The following is a 15307-nucleotide window of genomic DNA, read 5'->3' on the forward strand; positions in this document are numbered from 1 at the left end:
GTCGGTGCCTCCCTCACCGCGCCTTCGGTGCACGGTGAACCGGCAACTGGCCGCCCTGCTGACGGCCGAGGCGATCTCGATGCTCGGCAGCCGTATCACCTTCGTCGCCCTGCCCTGGCTGGTGCTGACGAGCACGGACTCGGCCCTGCTCGCCGGGGTGGCGGGCTTCGCCGAGATGCTCCCCTACGTTCTGGCCGGCCTGCTGGGTGGCCCGATCGTGGACCGGGTCGGTCCCCGGCCCACGGCGGTGGCCGCCGACGCCGCGAGCGTGGTGGCGGTCGCCGGCATCCCGGTCCTGGCCTACTGCGAGACGGTCTCGCTCGGCGCGCTGATGGCGCTGATCGCGCTGACCGGCGCGCTTCGCGGGTTCGGTGACGCGGCGAAACGGGCCCTGCTCCCCCGGGCCATCGCCGCCTCCGGCCTCTCCACCGAGCGCGGCACCACCCTCTACGACGGCATGTCCCGCGCGGCGACCCTGATCGGGCTACCTCTCGCCGGGGTGCTGATCGCCGCGTCCGATCCGGCGACGGTGCTGCTTTTCGACGCCGCCTCCTTCGGAGTCTGCGCGCTGTTGCTGGGCTTCGTGGTCCGCGTCGGCACGGCGGATGTCTCGGCCCGGGAGATCGAGGAGCAGGGGTACGCGGCAGCGCTGTGCAGCGGTTTCCGATATGTCCGCGAGGACCGGCTCATCCTGGGCATCATGTCGATGCTCTTCGTGACGAACATGTTCGACCAGGCGTTCGCGACCGTGTTCGTACCGGTGTGGGTGCGCGAGGGTCCGCACGGTCCCGCGGCACTCGGTGTGGTCGGCACCGCTTTCGGGCTCGGTGCGGTCGCCGGGAACATCCTCTACACCATCCTCGGACCCAGGATGCCGCGTCGTCGTACCCTCAGCGTCTGTTTCTTCGTCGGTGGCCCTGCCCAACTGCTCGCGCTGGCCCTGACCGACGAGGTCTGGATCGTCCTGGCCACCGCCGCCGTCGCCGGCGCGCTGATGTCGACGGTGAACCCGATCCTGCTGGCGTCGGTCTACCGGCGGATCCCGGTGAACATGCACGGCCGGGTGATGAGCGTCCTGATCGCGGTGTCCTGGGCCGGGATCCCTTTCGGTAGTTTCGTCGGCGGGTGGGCGACCGACCTGCTGGGCCTGCAGACGGCCGCACTGCTTGCCGGTATCGGTTATCTGATGGTCACCTCCGCGCCGTTCTTCCTTCCGGCCTGGGAGGCTCTCGACGAGCAGAGTCCGGCCAAGAGCATCAGGGTCGGCCGGCCGGCAACTCGGCGATCTGCTCCCGCTGTTCCACGGTGAGATCCATTTCGGACAGCTTGGTGAGTGTCTCCCGCACCGTCGCGGGATCGTCCAGTGTTGTGGCGAGTTCCGCGCGGTAGATCAGCGCTTCGGCGAGGACGGCCGGATCCTCCGACGTGCCGGCCTTGCGCAGGGCGGTGTCCAGGATCCGGGCCGCCTGCCGGGGATCACCGTGCGAGTCGGCGAGCACTACCGCGTTCGCCATCGTCGTGGCGAGGCGGCCGGGGGCGTCCGGAGTGGACCGCGGCGCTGTGGTGCTGATCCGGATCCAGTTGCCGCCCGGGTCGATCACGCTGAAGCCGGTCACGCCGTCGTTGTTCTTGCGGGGACGCGGGCGGGTCATCCTGGGGATGCCGGAGAGCGGGACCCGGCCGTAACGGGTTCGCAGTCCGGCGGCGAACTCGCGGTGGAGCTTTCCGATGTCCGGCACCACGACCAGGCAGGTGCCGTACGAGTCGGCGGGGTCGAAGCCCGGGATCCCGAAGAAGTGCAGGTGGAGGTCCCCCCGTTGCATCGCGGCATACGGGTTGGGGCGCACCTGCCGGAAGGTGGTCCGGAACCCGAGGGCGGCGTAGAACTCGGTCGTCTCGTCGATCGAGGCGCGGGGCAGCAGCGGTACGGTCATCTCATCGGCCATGGCCACCATTCATCCAGGTCAGCGCGATCGGCGCCCATGGATTGGCACATCGCAGCCCTGAGCAGTGGGTATGGCCATGTACGGTCTCTGCTGATGACTATTGCCTCTGATGTGACAGGCGACGGCCCGGCTGTCCTCCTGCTGCACTCGACGGTCTGCGACCGCCGGATGTGGGACCCGCAGGTGCCTGTCCTCGCGGCTGCCGGCCACCGGGTGATCCGCTGTGACCTGCCCGGATATGGCGAGAGCCCGGTGCCCGCACAGCCCTACGACGAGGCTGCCGCGGTGGCCGGCCTGCTCGGCGCTGAGCCGGCCACCGTCGTCGGCGCGTCCGGCGGTGGCCGGGTCGCCCTCGAGATCGCCGGCCGGTGGCCGGAGCGGGTGACCAGGCTGGCGCTGCTCTGCACCGCGATGGCCGGGCACGAGCCGAGTGACCGGCTGCGTGAGTTCAGCGACCGGGAGGACGCCCTGCTGGAGGCGGGAGACGTCGCGGGGGCGACGTCACTCAACGTGGATCTCTGGCTCGGCCCCGAGGCCGACGATCAAACCCGGGAGAGGGTACGGGCTATGCAGCACCACGCGTTCGACGTGCAGCTCGCCGCCCCGGAGGAGACCGGCCCGCTGCACACCGACCCCGATCTCGCCCGGATCACCGCACCCACCCTGCTGATCTCCGGCGCCCACGACCTCCCGGACTTCCGGGAGATCGCGATCCACCTGGCCGGAGTACTGCCCGGCGCCCGCCACCTCGAGCTGGACTGGGCCGGTCACCTGCCCAGCCTGGAGCGCCCCGACCTACTGAACCCGGTGCTGCTGGACTTCCTGGGCTAGCCGCACGAACCCCTCGGGGTCCGGATCGTCCGGGGTGGGCTGCAGCACCACGGTGTCCGCACCGGCGTCCGCCCAGCGGCGAACCTGGTCCGCCACCTCGCTCGCGTCACCGATCACCATCCGGTCCTCCACAGTCGGGTAGCCCCACCGGACCCGCTCCCGTTCGGTCCGCTCGGCCGCGTCCCGGCCGGTCGCGGTGTGCAGATAGACGACCAGCCGGCCCGTCCCGATGATCTGGCGGGCGGCCCGCACCTGCTCGGGCGTGGTGCCGCCGGTGAGGATCACGCCGTCCGCCTCCGCACCGGCCAGCCGCATGGTCCTGGGCCCGACCGCCCCGACGAGGATCTCGGTGGGAGCGGTCGGCGGCAAGTCCAGGGCGACGCCGTCGAGATGCACGTAACGCCCGTCGACGGTCACGCGGGAACCGGCGAGCAGCTGGCGCAGTGCCGCCACGTATTCACTGAGCAGCGTCATCGGGGACTCCGCCCGGGCGCCGACCTGGCCCATCCAGTCCAGGACGCCGTGTCCGACACCGATCGTGGCGCGGCCGGGGAAGAGCCGGTGCAGGGCGGAGAGCTCCATCGCGGTGAGAGCGACGTTGCGCAGCGGGACCGGGAGCAGGCCGACGCCGACCTTGAGACGGTTCGTCCAGGCGAGGACCGCGGACGCGGTGGCTATCCCGCCGGCCAGAAAGCAGTCCTCCCAGAGCCACAGCTCGTCGAGTCCCACCTCGTCGGCGGCTTCCGCGACACTGCGGAGACGTTCCGGGGCCAGTTGCGGCAGGGCGACAACGCCGATAGTGGTCATAGATCGAAAACTACGCCGCCGCCTCAGCCCGCGAGATCCCGCCCGCGCGGCTGCCCCCCACCCGAGAGATCCCGCCCGCGGCTGCCCCCCACCCGAGAGATCCCGCCCGCGGCTGCCCCCGGCCCGCGAGGGTCCGCCCGCGGTGCCGCCTCAGCTTGCGATGCTCCATTCGCGGAGTTGCTCGGCGACCGCTCGGTCGCCGTCGATGCGGACGCTGGACAGGGCGATCCGCCGGTAAAGCCAGAGGACCAGATCGCTGGCCGTGCCGTGGATCCGGGTCACCGGCTCGCCGCTGGCCGCCGGGTCGGCGTGTGCCCCGGACGGGGACAGGTCCAGCGTCCAGGAGGGGCCCTCGATCGCCTGGAAGGCCACCCGGGCCGGGCGGTGCGGCCACGGCCCCAGCGTGCCCAGGAAGACCGACAGAAACTCGGCCACGCCGTCGACCGCGACCGCAGCCGGGATCGGCTCCGGCTTGCCGATGGTCTCCTGGGCGTCGAAGGCGTGCACCGCCGCCTCCTGCACCTGGTGCCTCGCCACCGCGCCGGCGGTCAGCGGTGCACCCGACCCCGCCCACCACGCCCAGCTGGGCGCATCCGGCCTGGCGGCGCCGAGGGCGGTCAGCAGGAGCCGGGTGGACTCGGCGGACCACTCCAGGAGGTCACCGTGCGGCTCGCGGTCGGGGCGCTGCTCCTCGGGAGGGGGTGCCGAGTCGTCGGCCAGGCTCACCGTGACGGCCCAGAACCGCTGGACACCGCCGAGGTGGGCGACCAGATCGCGCAGCGACCACTCGGGACAGCCGGGCACCCGCGCCTCCGGGTCGGCCGGGCCGGCGGCCTCGCGCAGCGCCTCGGATCGTGCCTCGATCAGGGACAGCAGCTCGGGGAACGACGGTGTCGGAGTCATCCCCGGTTTCTACCACCGGGGTACGACAAAGGGCGGCACGCTTGCCGCGTACCGCCCTCATGGCGTACCCCGAAGGTCTGCTCTCAGACGTTGAAGCCCAGCGCCCGCAGCTGCTCACGCCCATCGTCGGTGATCTTGTCGGGGCCCCACGGCGGCAGCCACACCCAGTTGATCCGGAAGTCCTGGACCAGCCCGCCGCCGGGGCCGGTGGTCAGCGCCTGGCGGGTCTGGTCCTCGATCACGTCGGTCAGCGGGCAGGCCGCCGAGGTCAGTGTCATGTCCAGGGTGACCACGTTGTCGTCGTCGACGTGGGTGCCGTAGACGAGGCCGAGGTCGACCACGTTGATGCCGAGTTCGGGGTCGACGACGTCCTTCATCGCTTCCTCGACGTCGGCATCGGTGGCCTTCGGGCGCTTCACGGCGCCGGCATCAGCAGCGCCACCGGAAGCCGCGTCGGAAGAAGCAGCCGGGTCGGCGGAAGCAGCCGGGTCGATGGAGACGGCGGCCTCGGGAGAGACAGCCGCGTCGGGGGAAGCGGTGTCGGCCGGGGCCAATACGGTGGCGTCCGGTACGTCGACCGGCTCGCCGGCCTCCGCGGCCTCGGCGCGCTCCGCCGCCAGCCAGGCGGGGACCTCGTCCGCGACGTCGGTGGCCGCGCCAGGAGCCGTGGCCACGGTCTGAGCAGTCTCGAGTTTGTCAGTCATGCCTTCACCTCCGGGCTCACGCCCACCTCCACGCCGGCACGGGCGGCCGCGTCCTTGAAAGCCATCCACGGTAGCAGTGCGCATTTCACACGAGCCGGGAACTTGGCGACCCCGGCGAAGGCGATGCCGTCGCCGAGTACGTCCTCGTCCGGCTCGACCTGGCCGCGGCCCTGCATCAGTTCGACGAACGCGTGGTGGATCTCGGACGCGGTCGTGACGTCCTTACCCTTCAGCAGTTCGTGCAACACCGATGCCGAGGCCTGGCTGATCGAGCAGCCGAGTCCGTCGTACGAGATGTCCGACAGGTCGGCGGCGACCCGTACGGTGATCTCGTCTCCGCAGGTCGGGTTGACGTGGTGCGCCTCCCCGTCGAACGGGTCGCGCAGTCCCCGGCCGTGCGGATGCTTGTAGTGGTCGAGGATGATCTCCTGGTAGAGCCCGTCGAGCATCAGCCGAAGACCTTTCGCACCTGGTCGAGACCGCGCGCCAGGGCGTCGATCTCGTCCGTGGTCGTGTAGAGGTAGAACGAGGCCCGGGTCATCGCCGGCACGCTGAAGCGCGAGCACACCGGCCGCGCGCAGTGGTGGCCGACGCGCACCTCGACACCGAGCGCGTCCAGGATCTGCCCGACGTCGTGCGGGTGGACCCCGTCGACGCCGAACGACACCGTGCCGCCGCGGCCCTCGACCGTCGCGGGCCCGTAGATCCGGACGCCGGGTACGGCGGTGAGAGCTTCCAGCGCGTACCGGGTGATGTCCTGCTCGTGCTGGTGGATCGCCTCCATGCCCAGCCCGGTGAGGTAGTCCACCGCCGCGCCGAGGCCGATCGCCTGGGTGATCGGCGGCGTGCCGGCCTCGAACCGCGCCGGCGGCGCCGCGAAGGTGGTGCCGGTCATCGTGACGGTTTCGATCATCGAACCGCCGGCCAGGAACGGGGGCATCTGCGCGAGCAGGTCGAACCGGCCCCAGAGCACGCCGATGCCGGTCGGGCCGAGCATCTTGTGCCCGGTGAAGGCGATCAGGTCGGCGCCCAGGGTCCGCACGTCCATCGGCAGGTGCGGCACCGACTGCGAGCAGTCCAGCATCAGCAGCGCGCCGGCCGAACGAGCAGCCTGAGCGATCCGCGACACGTCGTTCACGGTGCCCAGCACGTTCGACATGTGTACCAACGAGACGATCTTCGTCCGCGAGTTGATCAACGAGTCCAGACCGGATTCGTCCAGCCGGCCGTCATCGGTGATCCCGAACCAGCGCAGCGTGGCGCCGGTCCGCTCGCAGAGCAGCTGCCAGGGCACCAGGTTGGAGTGGTGCTCCATCTCGGAGATCACCACCTCGTCGCCGGGGCCGAGGCGCAGCATCTGCCCGAGCGAGTGGGCGACCAGGTTGATCGCCTCGGTGGAGTTCTTGGTGAACACCACCTCGTCCGGGCTGCCCGCACCGAGGAAGGCGGCGATCCTGGATCGCGCGCCCTCGTACGCCTCGGTCGACTCGGTGCCGAGCGTGTGCACGGAGCGGGACACGTTGCCGTTGTACCGCTCCTGGTGCGCCCGCATGACGTCGAGCACCTGCACCGGTTTCTGCGAAGTGTTGGCGCTGTCCAGATAGACCAGCGGGTGCCCGTTGACCTCCCGCTGGAAGATCGGGAAGTCCTTACGAACCCGCTCGACGTCGAAGCTCATGAAAACCCCTGTCAGGCCCGGGTGAGGAACTTCTCGTAGCCCTCGGCCTCGAGCAGCTCGGCGAGCTCGGGGCCGCCCTCCTGGACGATCCGGCCGGCCACGAAGACGTGCACGAAGTCCGGCTTGATGTAGCGCAGGATCCGCGTGTAGTGGGTGATCAGCAGCAGGCCGGTCTGCCCGGTCTCGCGGACCCGGTTCACGCCCTCGCTGACGACCCGCAGGGCGTCGATGTCGAGGCCGGAGTCGGTCTCGTCGAGGATCGCCACCTTCGGCTTCAGCAGCTCCAGCTGCATGATCTCGTGACGCTTCTTCTCACCGCCGGAGAAGCCCTCGTTCACGTTGCGCTGTGCGAACGCGGGGTCCATCTGCAGCTTCTCCATGGCGCCGCGCAGCTCGCCGGCCCAGGTGCGCAGCTTCGGCGCCTCACCGTCGATAGCGGTCTTGGCGGTGCGCAGGAAGTTCGCCACCGAGACACCGGGCACCTCGACCGGGTACTGCATGGCCAGGAAGAGGCCGGCGCGGGCGCGCTCGTCGACGGTCAGCGCGAGCACGTCGACGCCGTCGAGCGTCACCGAACCACCGGTGATCTCGTATTTCGGGTGGCCCGCGATCGAGTAGGCAAGCGTCGACTTGCCGGAACCGTTCGGACCCATGATGGCGTGGGTCTCGCCGGCCTTCACGGTCAGGTCGACCCCGGCCAGGATCGGCTTCAGCTCGCCATCCGGCAGCTTCACCGAAACCTGCAGGTCGCGGATCTCCAGGGTGCTCACGGCTCTACTCCATTGCTCGGTGTCGTCGAAACGTAGATGTCGCCGTCGCGGATCTCGACGGGGAAGATCGCCACCGGCTCGATGGCGGGCGGTCCGGAAGGCTCACCGGTACGCAGGTCGAAGCGGGAGCCGTGCAACCAGCACTCCAGCGTGCAGCCGTCGACCTCGCCCTCGGAGAGGGCCACCGAGGCGTGACTGCACTCGTCGCGGACCGCGTAGAAGTTGTCGTCGTCGGCGTGCACGACCGCGACCTCGACACCGTCGACCTCCACCTGGAGTGCGGTGCCCTTGGCGACGTCCGTGACCGGACCGACGTACTCGAAGTTCATGAACCGGCCGAGGCCAACCGGGCCTCGATCGTGTCGCCGAGGCGCTCGCGCAGCTCCTCGACCGGGATCTTGTTGATCAGCTCGGCGAAGAAGCCGCGGACCACCAGCTTGCGGGCCTCACCCTCGGTGATGCCGCGAGCCATCAGATAGAAGAGCTGCTCGTCATCGAAGCGGCCGGTTGCGCTCGCGTGGCCGGCACCGGCGACCTCGCCGGTCTCGATCTCCAGATTGGGTACGGAGTCCGCGCGCGCCCCGTCCGTAAGGATCAGATTCCGGTTGATCTCGTATGTGTCGGTGCCGGTCGCCGTGGCCCGGATCAGCACGTCGCCGACCCAGACGGTGTGTGCCGACGCGCCCTGGAGCGCGCCGCGGTATCCCACGTAGCTGCGGCAGTCGGGCACGCTGTGGTCGACCAGCTGGCGGTGCTCCTGGTGCTGGCCGGCGTTGGCGAAGTAGAGACCCCACAGCTCGGCGTCGCCGCCGCGCCCGGTGTACTCCACGCTGGTGAACTGGCGGACCAGGTCGCCGCCGAGGGTGACCTGCACGTGCTGGACACGGGCGTCCTTGCCGACCCGGATCTTCACGTGCTGCGCCTGGACGGCGTCGCGGTCCCACTCGGCGAGGGTCACGAAGGTCAGCTGGGCGCTGTCGCCGACCACGACCTCGATGTTGTCGGCGAGGGTGACCGAGCCGGTCTGCTCCAGCACGATCGTCGCCTTGGCGAAGTTGCCCACCTTCACATAGGTGCGCGCCGCCGCGGCGTCACCGCCCTTGCCGACCAGCCGGATGACCGCCGCCTCGGCCGGCTCGGCCTCGGGCGCCACCTCGATAACGGTGACACCGGCAGCCGAGCCGTACGCCAGCGCGCTGATCCGGTCGAACGGGGTGAGCACCGCGTCCGCGTCGCCGGTGGAGGACACCGTCACGCCGGCCGGCAGGTCGCCGTACTCGACCGACGGCGCCGCACCGGTCAGCGACGTGGCGGTGACCAGGTCACGCAGTCGCTTGAGCGGGGTGAATCGCCATTCCTCCTCCAGCCCGTTCAGGGCCGGGAACTCGGCGACGTCGAAGGAGCGCAGCACCTGCGACTTGGTGCTCGGCGGGGCGATGGCCTCGGTAGTCATTTCTTCCTTAATCCGCTTTGCGAATGGCCGGGCTGATTAACCCACGGCCCCTTCCATCTGCAGCTCGATCAGGCGGTTCAGCTCGAGGGCGTACTCCATGGGCAGTTCCTTGGCGATCGGCTCGATGAAGCCGCGCACGATCATCGCCATCGCCTCGTCCTCGGTGAGGCCGCGGCTCATCAGGTAGAAGAGCTGGTCCTCGCTGACCTTGGAGACGGTCGCCTCGTGACCCATGTTCACGTCGTCCTCGCGGATGTCGACGTACGGGTACGTGTCGGAGCGGGAGATCGTGTCGACCAGCAGCGCGTCGCACTTGACCGTGCTCTTCGAGCTGGACGAGCCCTCCAGCACCTGCACCAGACCGCGGTACGACGTGCGGCCGCCGCCCCGGGCGATCGACTTGGAGATGATCGTCGAGGAGGTGTGCGGCGCGGCGTGCACCATCTTGGCGCCCGAGTCCTGGTGCTGGCCCTCGCCGGCCATGGCGATCGAGAGCACCTCGCCCTTGGCGTGCGGGCCGGTCATGTAGACCGCCGGGTACTTCATCGTCACCTTGGAGCCGATGTTGCCGTCGACCCACTCCATGGTCGCGCCCTCTTCGCAGGTGGCGCGCTTGGTGACCAGGTTGTAGACGTTGTTCGACCAGTTCTGGATGGTCGTGTAGCGCACCCGGGCGTTCTTCTTCACGACGATCTCGACGACCGCGGAGTGCAGCGAGTCGGACGAGTAGATCGGCGCGGTGCAGCCCTCGACGTAGTGCACGTAGCTGCCCTCGTCGGCGATGATCAGGGTCCGCTCGAACTGGCCCATGTTCTCCGTGTTGATCCGGAAGTAGGCCTGCAGCGGGATGTCGACGTGCACACCCTTCGGCACGTAGATGAACGAGCCGCCGGACCACACGCTGGTGTTCAGCGCGGCGAACTTGTTGTCGCCGACCGGGATGACGGTGCCGAAGTACTCCCGGAAGAGCTCCTCGTGCTCCCTCAGCGCGGTGTCGGTGTCGAGGAAGAGCACACCCTGCTGCTCGAGGTCCTCACGGATCGCGTGGTAGACGACCTCGGACTCGTACTGCGCGGCGACACCGGCGACCAGGCGCTGCTTCTCCGCCTCCGGGATGCCGAGCCGGTCGTACGTCGCCTTGATGTCCTCGGGCAGGTCCTCCCAGGAGGCGGCCTGCTTCTCGGTGGAGCGGACGAAGTACTTGATGTTCTGGAAGTCGATGCCGGTGAGGTCGGCGCCCCAGTTCGGCATGGGCTTGCGGTCGAACAGGCGCAGGCCCTTGAGGCGCAGGTCGAGCATCCACTGCGGCTCGCTCTTCAGGCCGGAGATGTTGCGCACCACAGCCTCGGACAGACCCCGCTGGGCGGTCGCGCCCGCGGTGTCGTTGTCGGCCCAGCCGTACTCGTACCTGCCGAGCGCGGCAAGGTGCTCTTCCTGAGTGACGATCTGGTCAGTCATTATCTGTCCTTACCGTGATTGCGGCGGTGGTAACGGTTGTGGCGGGGGCGCACTGCGGGGCGGGGATGTGCGTGGTGCACACCCCGTCGCCGTGCGCGATGGTGGCGAGGCGCTGCACGTGGGTGCCGATGAGCCGGGAGATGACTTCGGTCTCGGCGTCGCACAGCTGAGGAAACTCGGCGGCCACGTGAGCCACCGGGCAGTGATGCTGGCACAGCTGCCCGCCGGACGCGATCGTGGTCGCGTTGGCAGCGTAGCCCTCGGCGGTCAGCGCCTCAGCGAGCGCCTCGGCCCGTGCGATCGGATCGGTGCCCGCCGGCAGCAGCGCGGCCCGCAGACGCTCCTCGAGCGCCTGAACCTGGGTGGCGGCGAACGAGCTGACCGCACCCGGGCCGCCGTGCTCGGCGATCCAGCGCAGTGCGGCGGTGGCGATGCCGTCGTAGTGGTGGGGGAAACTCTCCCGGGCGGCGGCGGTCAGCACGAAACGCTTGGCGGGACGGCCCCGCCCGCGCGGACCGGCGGCCCGGACCTCACGGGCCTCGACGAACTGCTCGGCGAGCATGGCGTCGAGGTGCTTGCGGATCGCGGCCGGGCTCAGCCCCAGCTCGGCGCCGATCTCGGCGGCCGTCGCCGCGCCGCGCTCCAGGAGCAGCTGCGCGACCCGGTCACGGGTGCGGCCGTCCGCAGCGGTGGCGGACGCCATCGCACCGGTCCGGATCAGCACCTCGGTTTTCACTACTCCAACGTTACGTATTTCCTCCGAGGCCTGCAAACCGAACTCCGGTGATCCACCCCACCGCTTCCCGGAGCTGGGAAAAATCATGATCTGGTACGAGCGTACGATGCCCGCGTGTCCGCTTTGACGTCGTGGCTCGGCGCCACCCGCCTCGCCGTACGCCTGGGTGCGATCCTGCGCCCGCTGGCCCTGGCCTCCCTCGTCGCCAACGTGGCACTGATCGTCACCGGCGCCGCGGTCCGCCTGACCAACTCGGGCCTCGGCTGCCCGACCTGGCCCCGCTGCACCGACGACTCCTACACGACCACGGCCGAGATGGGCGTCCACGGCGTCATCGAGTTCGGCAACCGGCTGCTCACGTTCGTCCTGGTCGGCCTCGCGGTCGCCTGCTTCCTGGGCGCGCTGGCCCACCGCCGGCGCTCGCTGACCGTCCTGTCGGTCGCGGTCGCACTCGGCATCCCCGGGCAGGGCGTGATCGGCGGCATCACCGTGCTGACCAACCTCAACCCGTGGGTGGTCGGGCTGCACTTCATCCTCTCGATCGCGCTGATCGCCGGCGCCTACGCCTTCTGGCGCCGCATCGACGAGGGCGACGGCGAACCGGTCTCATTGGTGCCGGCCCCGCTGCGCACGCTCGGCCGCATCACCACGCTGGCCAGCTTCGCCGTGATCGCCGCCGGCGTGGTCGTCACCGGCAGCGGCCCGCACTCCGGCGACCAGGGCGCCAAGCGCAACGGCCTCGACCCGGCCACGATCTCCCAGGTCCACGCCGACCTGGTCTTCCTGCTCATCGGCCTGTCAGTCGCCTTCTGGTACGCCCTGCGCGCCGTGAACGCCCCGGCCACCGCGATCAAGGCCGCGGCGGTGCTGATCGCCGTCGAGCTGGCTCAGGGGCTGATCGGCTTCGTCCAGTACTTCACTCACCTCCCGGTCATCCTGGTAGCCGCCCACATGCTCGGCTCCGGCCTCGTCTGGACCTCCACGCTGTCGCTGCTCTGGTCACTGCGCACCCGCCCCGCTCTCACCCCCGACGCCGCCGTGGCCAGCGATCTCCCGACCACCAAACACCCGGTCCCCACCGCCTGACCTCTTGCGGCCCAGATCTGAGAGCATCGGTCGCCCTTCAAGCTTTTCTTGTACGCCCGACGCAAAGCTCTCCACTGTCCACGCGATCACCTGCCCATCGAGCCTGTGCCGCGACCGCCGGGCTGAGCTGCCGGGTCGAGCTGCCGGGTCGAGCTGCCGGGTCGAGCTGCCGGGTCGAGCTGCCGGGTCGAGCTGCCGGGTCGAGCTCACGGCAGCTCATCGACGCCCGTTGAGGACACATCGGCGGCTTGACCGGATGTTGTGGACCTGGGGCACGCCGTTTCGGTAGAACTCCACACGATCGGGAGCCGTCGGCCTGGACCCGGCAGTTCAGCCCGGCAGGCGCGCTGCGGCCTGGAGTCGGCAGTGGATCGCGTGTGCCGGCGGGACACGTAGCTGGGTTTTCGGGAGCCGACTCTCGTACCAAAAAGGAATTGACCGTGACCGGAAGTCACAGGCGCGAGATGATCGCTTCCGCCAGACGGGGGGCCGCATCCGGTGCGGTGAGCAGGAAGAGTGACGGCTCGGTGAGCTCGAGTTCGATGAGCATCGGAGTGCCGTCGGGGCCGGGGATGAGGTCGACCCGGGCGTAGAGGAGGCGTTTCGCGCCGCCCGGGATCGCTGCCAGGACGCGCTCGGCGACCTGGAGTTCCGCGGGGCTGGGCGTGCGGGCGGTGATCGTCTCGTCGCCGGGTTCGTGGGCGCCCTCGCCGGGACCACGCAGCATCGCGCCCTTGCGGATGGCGTGGCTGTAGGTCAGCTCGCCGGTCGCGTCGGGGGTGCAGAGGACGGCGGTCTCACCCGCGGTGTCGACGGCGGCGAGGTAGGGCTGGATCATCGCGGTGCGGCCGGAATCGGTCAGCCGGGCGACGTGGGCCTCGGCCAACGCGGCCTGGGCGGGGAGGGTGTAGCGGCCGGTGTCCTTGCTGCCCGCGGAGACGGTGGGCTTGACCACCCAGTCGCCGGCGGTCGGCGCGGTCCCGGTGTCCCCTGCGGTCTCGGTGTCCCCTGCCGTCCCGTTGCCGCCTGCCGTCCCGTTGCCGCCTGCCGTGCCGTTGCCGCCTGCCGTCCCGATGTCGCCTGCGGTCCAGGTGTCGCCGGGCGCGACGAACGTGGTGGGGATGATCGGGATGCCGGCCGCGGCGAGGTCGTTCAGGTAGGTCTTGTCGGTGTTCCAGGCGACGATGTCGGCCGGGTTGGCGAGGCGGGGCACGGAGCGCGCCCAGGCGACGAACTCGTCGTGGCGGGCAACGTAGTCCCAGGGTGAGCGGAGAACGGTGAGGTCGAAGCGGGTCCAGTCGGCGTCCGGGTCGTCCCAGCGGACGGCCTCGACGATCACCCCGCGCTCGCGCAGGGCGTCGCGCAAGGGGTGATCGTCGTCCCAGAGGTCGGGGAAGGTCGCGCAGGTGACCAGCGCTACCCGGGCTTCGTGACTCATCTAGCGGGCCATGCTCCGTCGCGCCATGGAACGCCACAGGTCGTTGCTGGGTCGCATCTGCTCCAAGAGCTCGCGCTCCCACTCGTTCTCCACAGAGACGCCGGCGTGCTCGCATGCCTCACGGGCGATGCCGGTGTCCTTGGCGAACTGGTCGGACCACTCGCCGTCCTCTCCGACGAGGACGATGCGGGCGCCGCGCTTACCGACGTATTCCACCACCGCCTTCGCACCACCGTGCTCGGCGGCGAAGGACTTGATGTCGGTAGTCAGTGTCGTAACGGAACCTTCTGCCATGTTGCGCAGCCTAGAAGGTCATCCTGTGCATCCGGGGCACTCCGCAGGTGTTTTGTGACCCCAATTACCAGCAGGTTTCAAACAAACAGGCGCCTTAATGAACCGGTAACGCCCGAATTGCACCACGCCCGACAATCAAGCCTTCGAGTGACGGACAGTAACGAACTCTAGCCACAATCCGGGCATCGTGTGCGACGGTTGCGCTCAGCCAGCGATCAGGGCATCGACCGCGACCGCCATGAAGACCACGGTGAGGTACGTGATCGACATGTGGAACAGCCGCATCGGCTTCACTGTCTCGTCGGTGCGGCTCCGGTACGCCAGGCGGACCGCTTCACCGAGGAAGACGGCGCCCATGACGATCGCGGTGACGCCGTAGACGAGGCCGAGACCGAGCGGCCAGGCCACGAGGGACGCCGCGAGGGTGAGGACTGTGTAGAGGACGATCTCGAAGTTGACCCGCTTCATCGAGCGGACCACCGGCAGCATCGGGACGCCTGCCCGTGCGTAATCGTCCTTGTACTTGATGGCGAGCGCATAGAAGTGCGGCATCTGCCAAAAGAAGACAACCGCAAAAAGCGCCCATGCCATCGGGGAGAGCCCGCCGGTGACGGCGGCCCAGCCGATCAGCACCGGAGCGGCGCCGCACACTCCACCCCAGAACGTGTTGGCCGGCGTGCGCCGCTTCAACCACAGCGTGTAGACGACGTCGTAGTAGAAGATCGACGCCGCGGTGAGCGCGGTGGCCAGCCAGTTGGTGAAGGCGGCCATCAGCACGACCGACACCACCGACATCGTGAGTCCGAAGATCAGCACGGCTCGCGGAGTGATCGTGTTCGCCGGGAGTGGACGGCGCTTCGTCCGCCGCATCAGCTCGTCGATGTCGCGGTCGATGTAGCAGTTGAGGGCGCTCGCCGCGCCCCCCGCCAGTCCACCACCGACCAGCACGATCGCGAAGGTCAGCGGGTCCGGCCAGCCACCCGCCGCCACGATCATCGTCGGCACGGTGGTGACCAGAAGCAACTCGACGATCTGCGGCTTGGTCAGCGCCACATAGGCCCGGAGGATCGCCATCCGGTCACGTCGGGCCTTGACGCGCGGGGCGCTGGCTGGGCGCTCCGTCACGCCGGGCGTCCGTCCGGGGACAGGACGCTCGGTGATCATGCTCACGGACAGCCACCTTCCGGCATCGGCTCTGTTTCG

17 protein-coding genes are annotated in these 15307 nt (G+C 69.6%); 3 read left to right on the forward strand and 14 right to left on the reverse strand.

The genetic code is table 11. The annotated features are described in order from the left end of the window. Positions 1 to 34: 34 nt before the first annotated feature. Positions 35 to 1309: an MFS transporter gene (locus ACFQV6_RS09135; protein ID WP_378026918.1), complete on the forward strand. Its 1275-nt coding sequence runs from the start codon at positions 35 to 37 to the stop codon at positions 1307 to 1309. Here ACFQV6_RS09135 and ACFQV6_RS09140 read toward each other — a convergent pair. After that, positions 1257 to 1946, reverse strand: a complete 690-nt coding sequence (locus tag ACFQV6_RS09140) for a bleomycin resistance protein (protein WP_378026919.1) — start codon at positions 1944 to 1946, stop codon at positions 1257 to 1259. The genes ACFQV6_RS09135 and ACFQV6_RS09140 overlap by 53 nt on opposite strands. A gap of 93 nt (positions 1947 to 2039) precedes the next feature. On the opposite strand from ACFQV6_RS09140, the gene ACFQV6_RS09145 reads away from it, so the two are divergent. Further along, positions 2040 to 2777 carry an alpha/beta fold hydrolase gene (locus ACFQV6_RS09145; RefSeq protein ID WP_378026920.1) on the forward strand — a complete coding sequence of 246 codons (738 nt, stop codon included), beginning with the start codon at positions 2040 to 2042 and terminating at the stop codon, positions 2775 to 2777. On the opposite strand, the gene ACFQV6_RS09150 is transcribed toward ACFQV6_RS09145, so the two are convergent. The 10 genes from ACFQV6_RS09150 to ACFQV6_RS09195 all read right to left on the reverse strand — a co-directional run bounded on the left by ACFQV6_RS09150 (position 2742) and on the right by ACFQV6_RS09195 (position 11253). Beyond that, the gene (locus ACFQV6_RS09150) at positions 2742 to 3584 is read right to left on the reverse strand and encodes an LLM class flavin-dependent oxidoreductase (RefSeq protein ID WP_378026921.1); all 843 of its coding nucleotides are present in this window, start codon (positions 3582 to 3584) and stop codon (positions 2742 to 2744) included. The genes ACFQV6_RS09145 and ACFQV6_RS09150 overlap by 36 nt on opposite strands. Positions 3585 to 3734: 150 nt before the next feature. Beyond that, complete coding sequence (locus ACFQV6_RS09155; protein ID WP_378026922.1) at positions 3735 to 4487, reverse strand: maleylpyruvate isomerase family mycothiol-dependent enzyme; 753 nt, start codon at positions 4485 to 4487, stop codon at positions 3735 to 3737. Between the two features lie 83 nt (positions 4488 to 4570). Continuing rightward, positions 4571 to 4981, reverse strand: coding sequence for a metal-sulfur cluster assembly factor (locus ACFQV6_RS09160; protein WP_378026978.1), 411 nt, complete (start codon positions 4979 to 4981; stop codon positions 4571 to 4573). 206 nt (positions 4982 to 5187) lie between these two features. Beyond that, entirely contained in the window at positions 5188 to 5643 is a 456-nt protein-coding gene (gene sufU / locus ACFQV6_RS09165) for a Fe-S cluster assembly sulfur transfer protein SufU (RefSeq protein WP_378026979.1), read from the reverse strand. Then, positions 5640 to 6869, reverse strand: a complete 1230-nt coding sequence (locus ACFQV6_RS09170; RefSeq protein ID WP_378026923.1) for a cysteine desulfurase — start codon at positions 6867 to 6869, stop codon at positions 5640 to 5642. Before ACFQV6_RS09170 ends, sufU begins: the two co-directional genes overlap by 4 nt. 11 nt (positions 6870 to 6880) lie before the next feature. Then, positions 6881 to 7639 (reverse strand): Fe-S cluster assembly ATPase SufC, encoded by a 759-nt coding sequence (gene sufC / locus ACFQV6_RS09175; protein ID WP_378026924.1) that lies wholly within the window; start codon positions 7637 to 7639, stop codon positions 6881 to 6883. Continuing rightward, entirely contained in the window at positions 7636 to 7968 is a 333-nt protein-coding gene (locus tag ACFQV6_RS09180) for a non-heme iron oxygenase ferredoxin subunit (RefSeq protein ID WP_378026925.1), read from the reverse strand. The genes sufC and ACFQV6_RS09180 overlap by 4 nt, the downstream gene beginning before the upstream one ends. Continuing rightward, positions 7965 to 9092 (reverse strand): Fe-S cluster assembly protein SufD, encoded by a 1128-nt coding sequence (gene sufD, locus ACFQV6_RS09185; RefSeq protein ID WP_378026926.1) that lies wholly within the window; start codon positions 9090 to 9092, stop codon positions 7965 to 7967. Before sufD ends, ACFQV6_RS09180 begins: the two co-directional genes overlap by 4 nt. A 36-nt stretch (positions 9093 to 9128) precedes the next feature. Then, positions 9129 to 10550 carry a Fe-S cluster assembly protein SufB gene (sufB, locus tag ACFQV6_RS09190; protein WP_378026927.1) on the reverse strand — a complete coding sequence of 474 codons (1422 nt, stop codon included), beginning with the start codon at positions 10548 to 10550 and terminating at the stop codon, positions 9129 to 9131. Then, entirely contained in the window at positions 10543 to 11253 is a 711-nt protein-coding gene (locus tag ACFQV6_RS09195; RefSeq protein WP_378026980.1) for a helix-turn-helix transcriptional regulator, read from the reverse strand. Before ACFQV6_RS09195 ends, sufB begins: the two co-directional genes overlap by 8 nt. Before the next feature lie 156 nt (positions 11254 to 11409). Here ACFQV6_RS09195 and ACFQV6_RS09200 point away from each other — a divergent pair, with 156 nt between their 5' ends. Next, entirely contained in the window at positions 11410 to 12372 is a 963-nt protein-coding gene (locus tag ACFQV6_RS09200) for a heme A synthase (RefSeq protein ID WP_378026981.1), read from the forward strand. Between the two features lie 451 nt (positions 12373 to 12823). On the opposite strand, the gene ACFQV6_RS09205 is transcribed toward ACFQV6_RS09200, so the two are convergent. From ACFQV6_RS09205 to ACFQV6_RS09215, 3 genes are all read right to left on the reverse strand, one after another. Then, positions 12824 to 13810, reverse strand: a complete 987-nt coding sequence (locus tag ACFQV6_RS09205; protein ID WP_378026928.1) for a RimK family alpha-L-glutamate ligase — start codon at positions 13808 to 13810, stop codon at positions 12824 to 12826. Further along, a complete protein-coding gene (locus ACFQV6_RS09210) occupies positions 13811 to 14104 on the reverse strand; it encodes a hypothetical protein (RefSeq protein ID WP_378026929.1) in 294 nt (97 codons plus the stop codon). It lies immediately after the preceding gene. A gap of 204 nt (positions 14105 to 14308) precedes the next feature. Next, complete coding sequence (locus ACFQV6_RS09215) at positions 14309 to 15274, reverse strand: heme o synthase (RefSeq protein WP_378026930.1); 966 nt, start codon at positions 15272 to 15274, stop codon at positions 14309 to 14311. Positions 15275 to 15307 lie beyond the last annotated feature (33 nt).

Source organism: Actinoplanes sp. GCM10030250 (assembly GCF_042666575.1).
Lineage (GTDB): Bacteria > Actinomycetota > Actinomycetes > Mycobacteriales > Micromonosporaceae > Actinoplanes.

Bases quoted from the DNA above. Each gene is read 5' to 3' on its own strand.
- ACFQV6_RS09180 (WP_378026925.1), bottom strand. From the start codon at position 7,968: ATGAACTTCGAGTACGTCGGTCCGGTCACGGACGTCGCCAAGGGCACC.
- ACFQV6_RS09140 (WP_378026919.1), bottom strand. From the start codon at position 1,946: ATGGCCGATGAGATGACCGTACCGCTGCTGCCCCGCGCCTCGATCGAC.
- ACFQV6_RS09155 (WP_378026922.1), bottom strand. From the start codon at position 4,487: ATGACTCCGACACCGTCGTTCCCCGAGCTGCTGTCCCTGATCGAGGCA.
- ACFQV6_RS09170 (WP_378026923.1), bottom strand. From the start codon at position 6,869: ATGAGCTTCGACGTCGAGCGGGTTCGTAAGGACTTCCCGATCTTCCAG.
- ACFQV6_RS09205 (WP_378026928.1), bottom strand. From the start codon at position 13,810: ATGAGTCACGAAGCCCGGGTAGCGCTGGTCACCTGCGCGACCTTCCCC.
- ACFQV6_RS09145 (WP_378026920.1), top strand. From the start codon at position 2,040: ATGACTATTGCCTCTGATGTGACAGGCGACGGCCCGGCTGTCCTCCTG.
- ACFQV6_RS09195 (WP_378026980.1), bottom strand. From the start codon at position 11,253: ATGGCGTCCGCCACCGCTGCGGACGGCCGCACCCGTGACCGGGTCGCG.
- sufB (WP_378026927.1), bottom strand. From the start codon at position 10,550: ATGACTGACCAGATCGTCACTCAGGAAGAGCACCTTGCCGCGCTCGGC.
- ACFQV6_RS09210 (WP_378026929.1), bottom strand. From the start codon at position 14,104: ATGGCAGAAGGTTCCGTTACGACACTGACTACCGACATCAAGTCCTTC.
- ACFQV6_RS09150 (WP_378026921.1), bottom strand. From the start codon at position 3,584: ATGACCACTATCGGCGTTGTCGCCCTGCCGCAACTGGCCCCGGAACGT.
- sufD (WP_378026926.1), bottom strand. From the start codon at position 9,092: ATGACTACCGAGGCCATCGCCCCGCCGAGCACCAAGTCGCAGGTGCTG.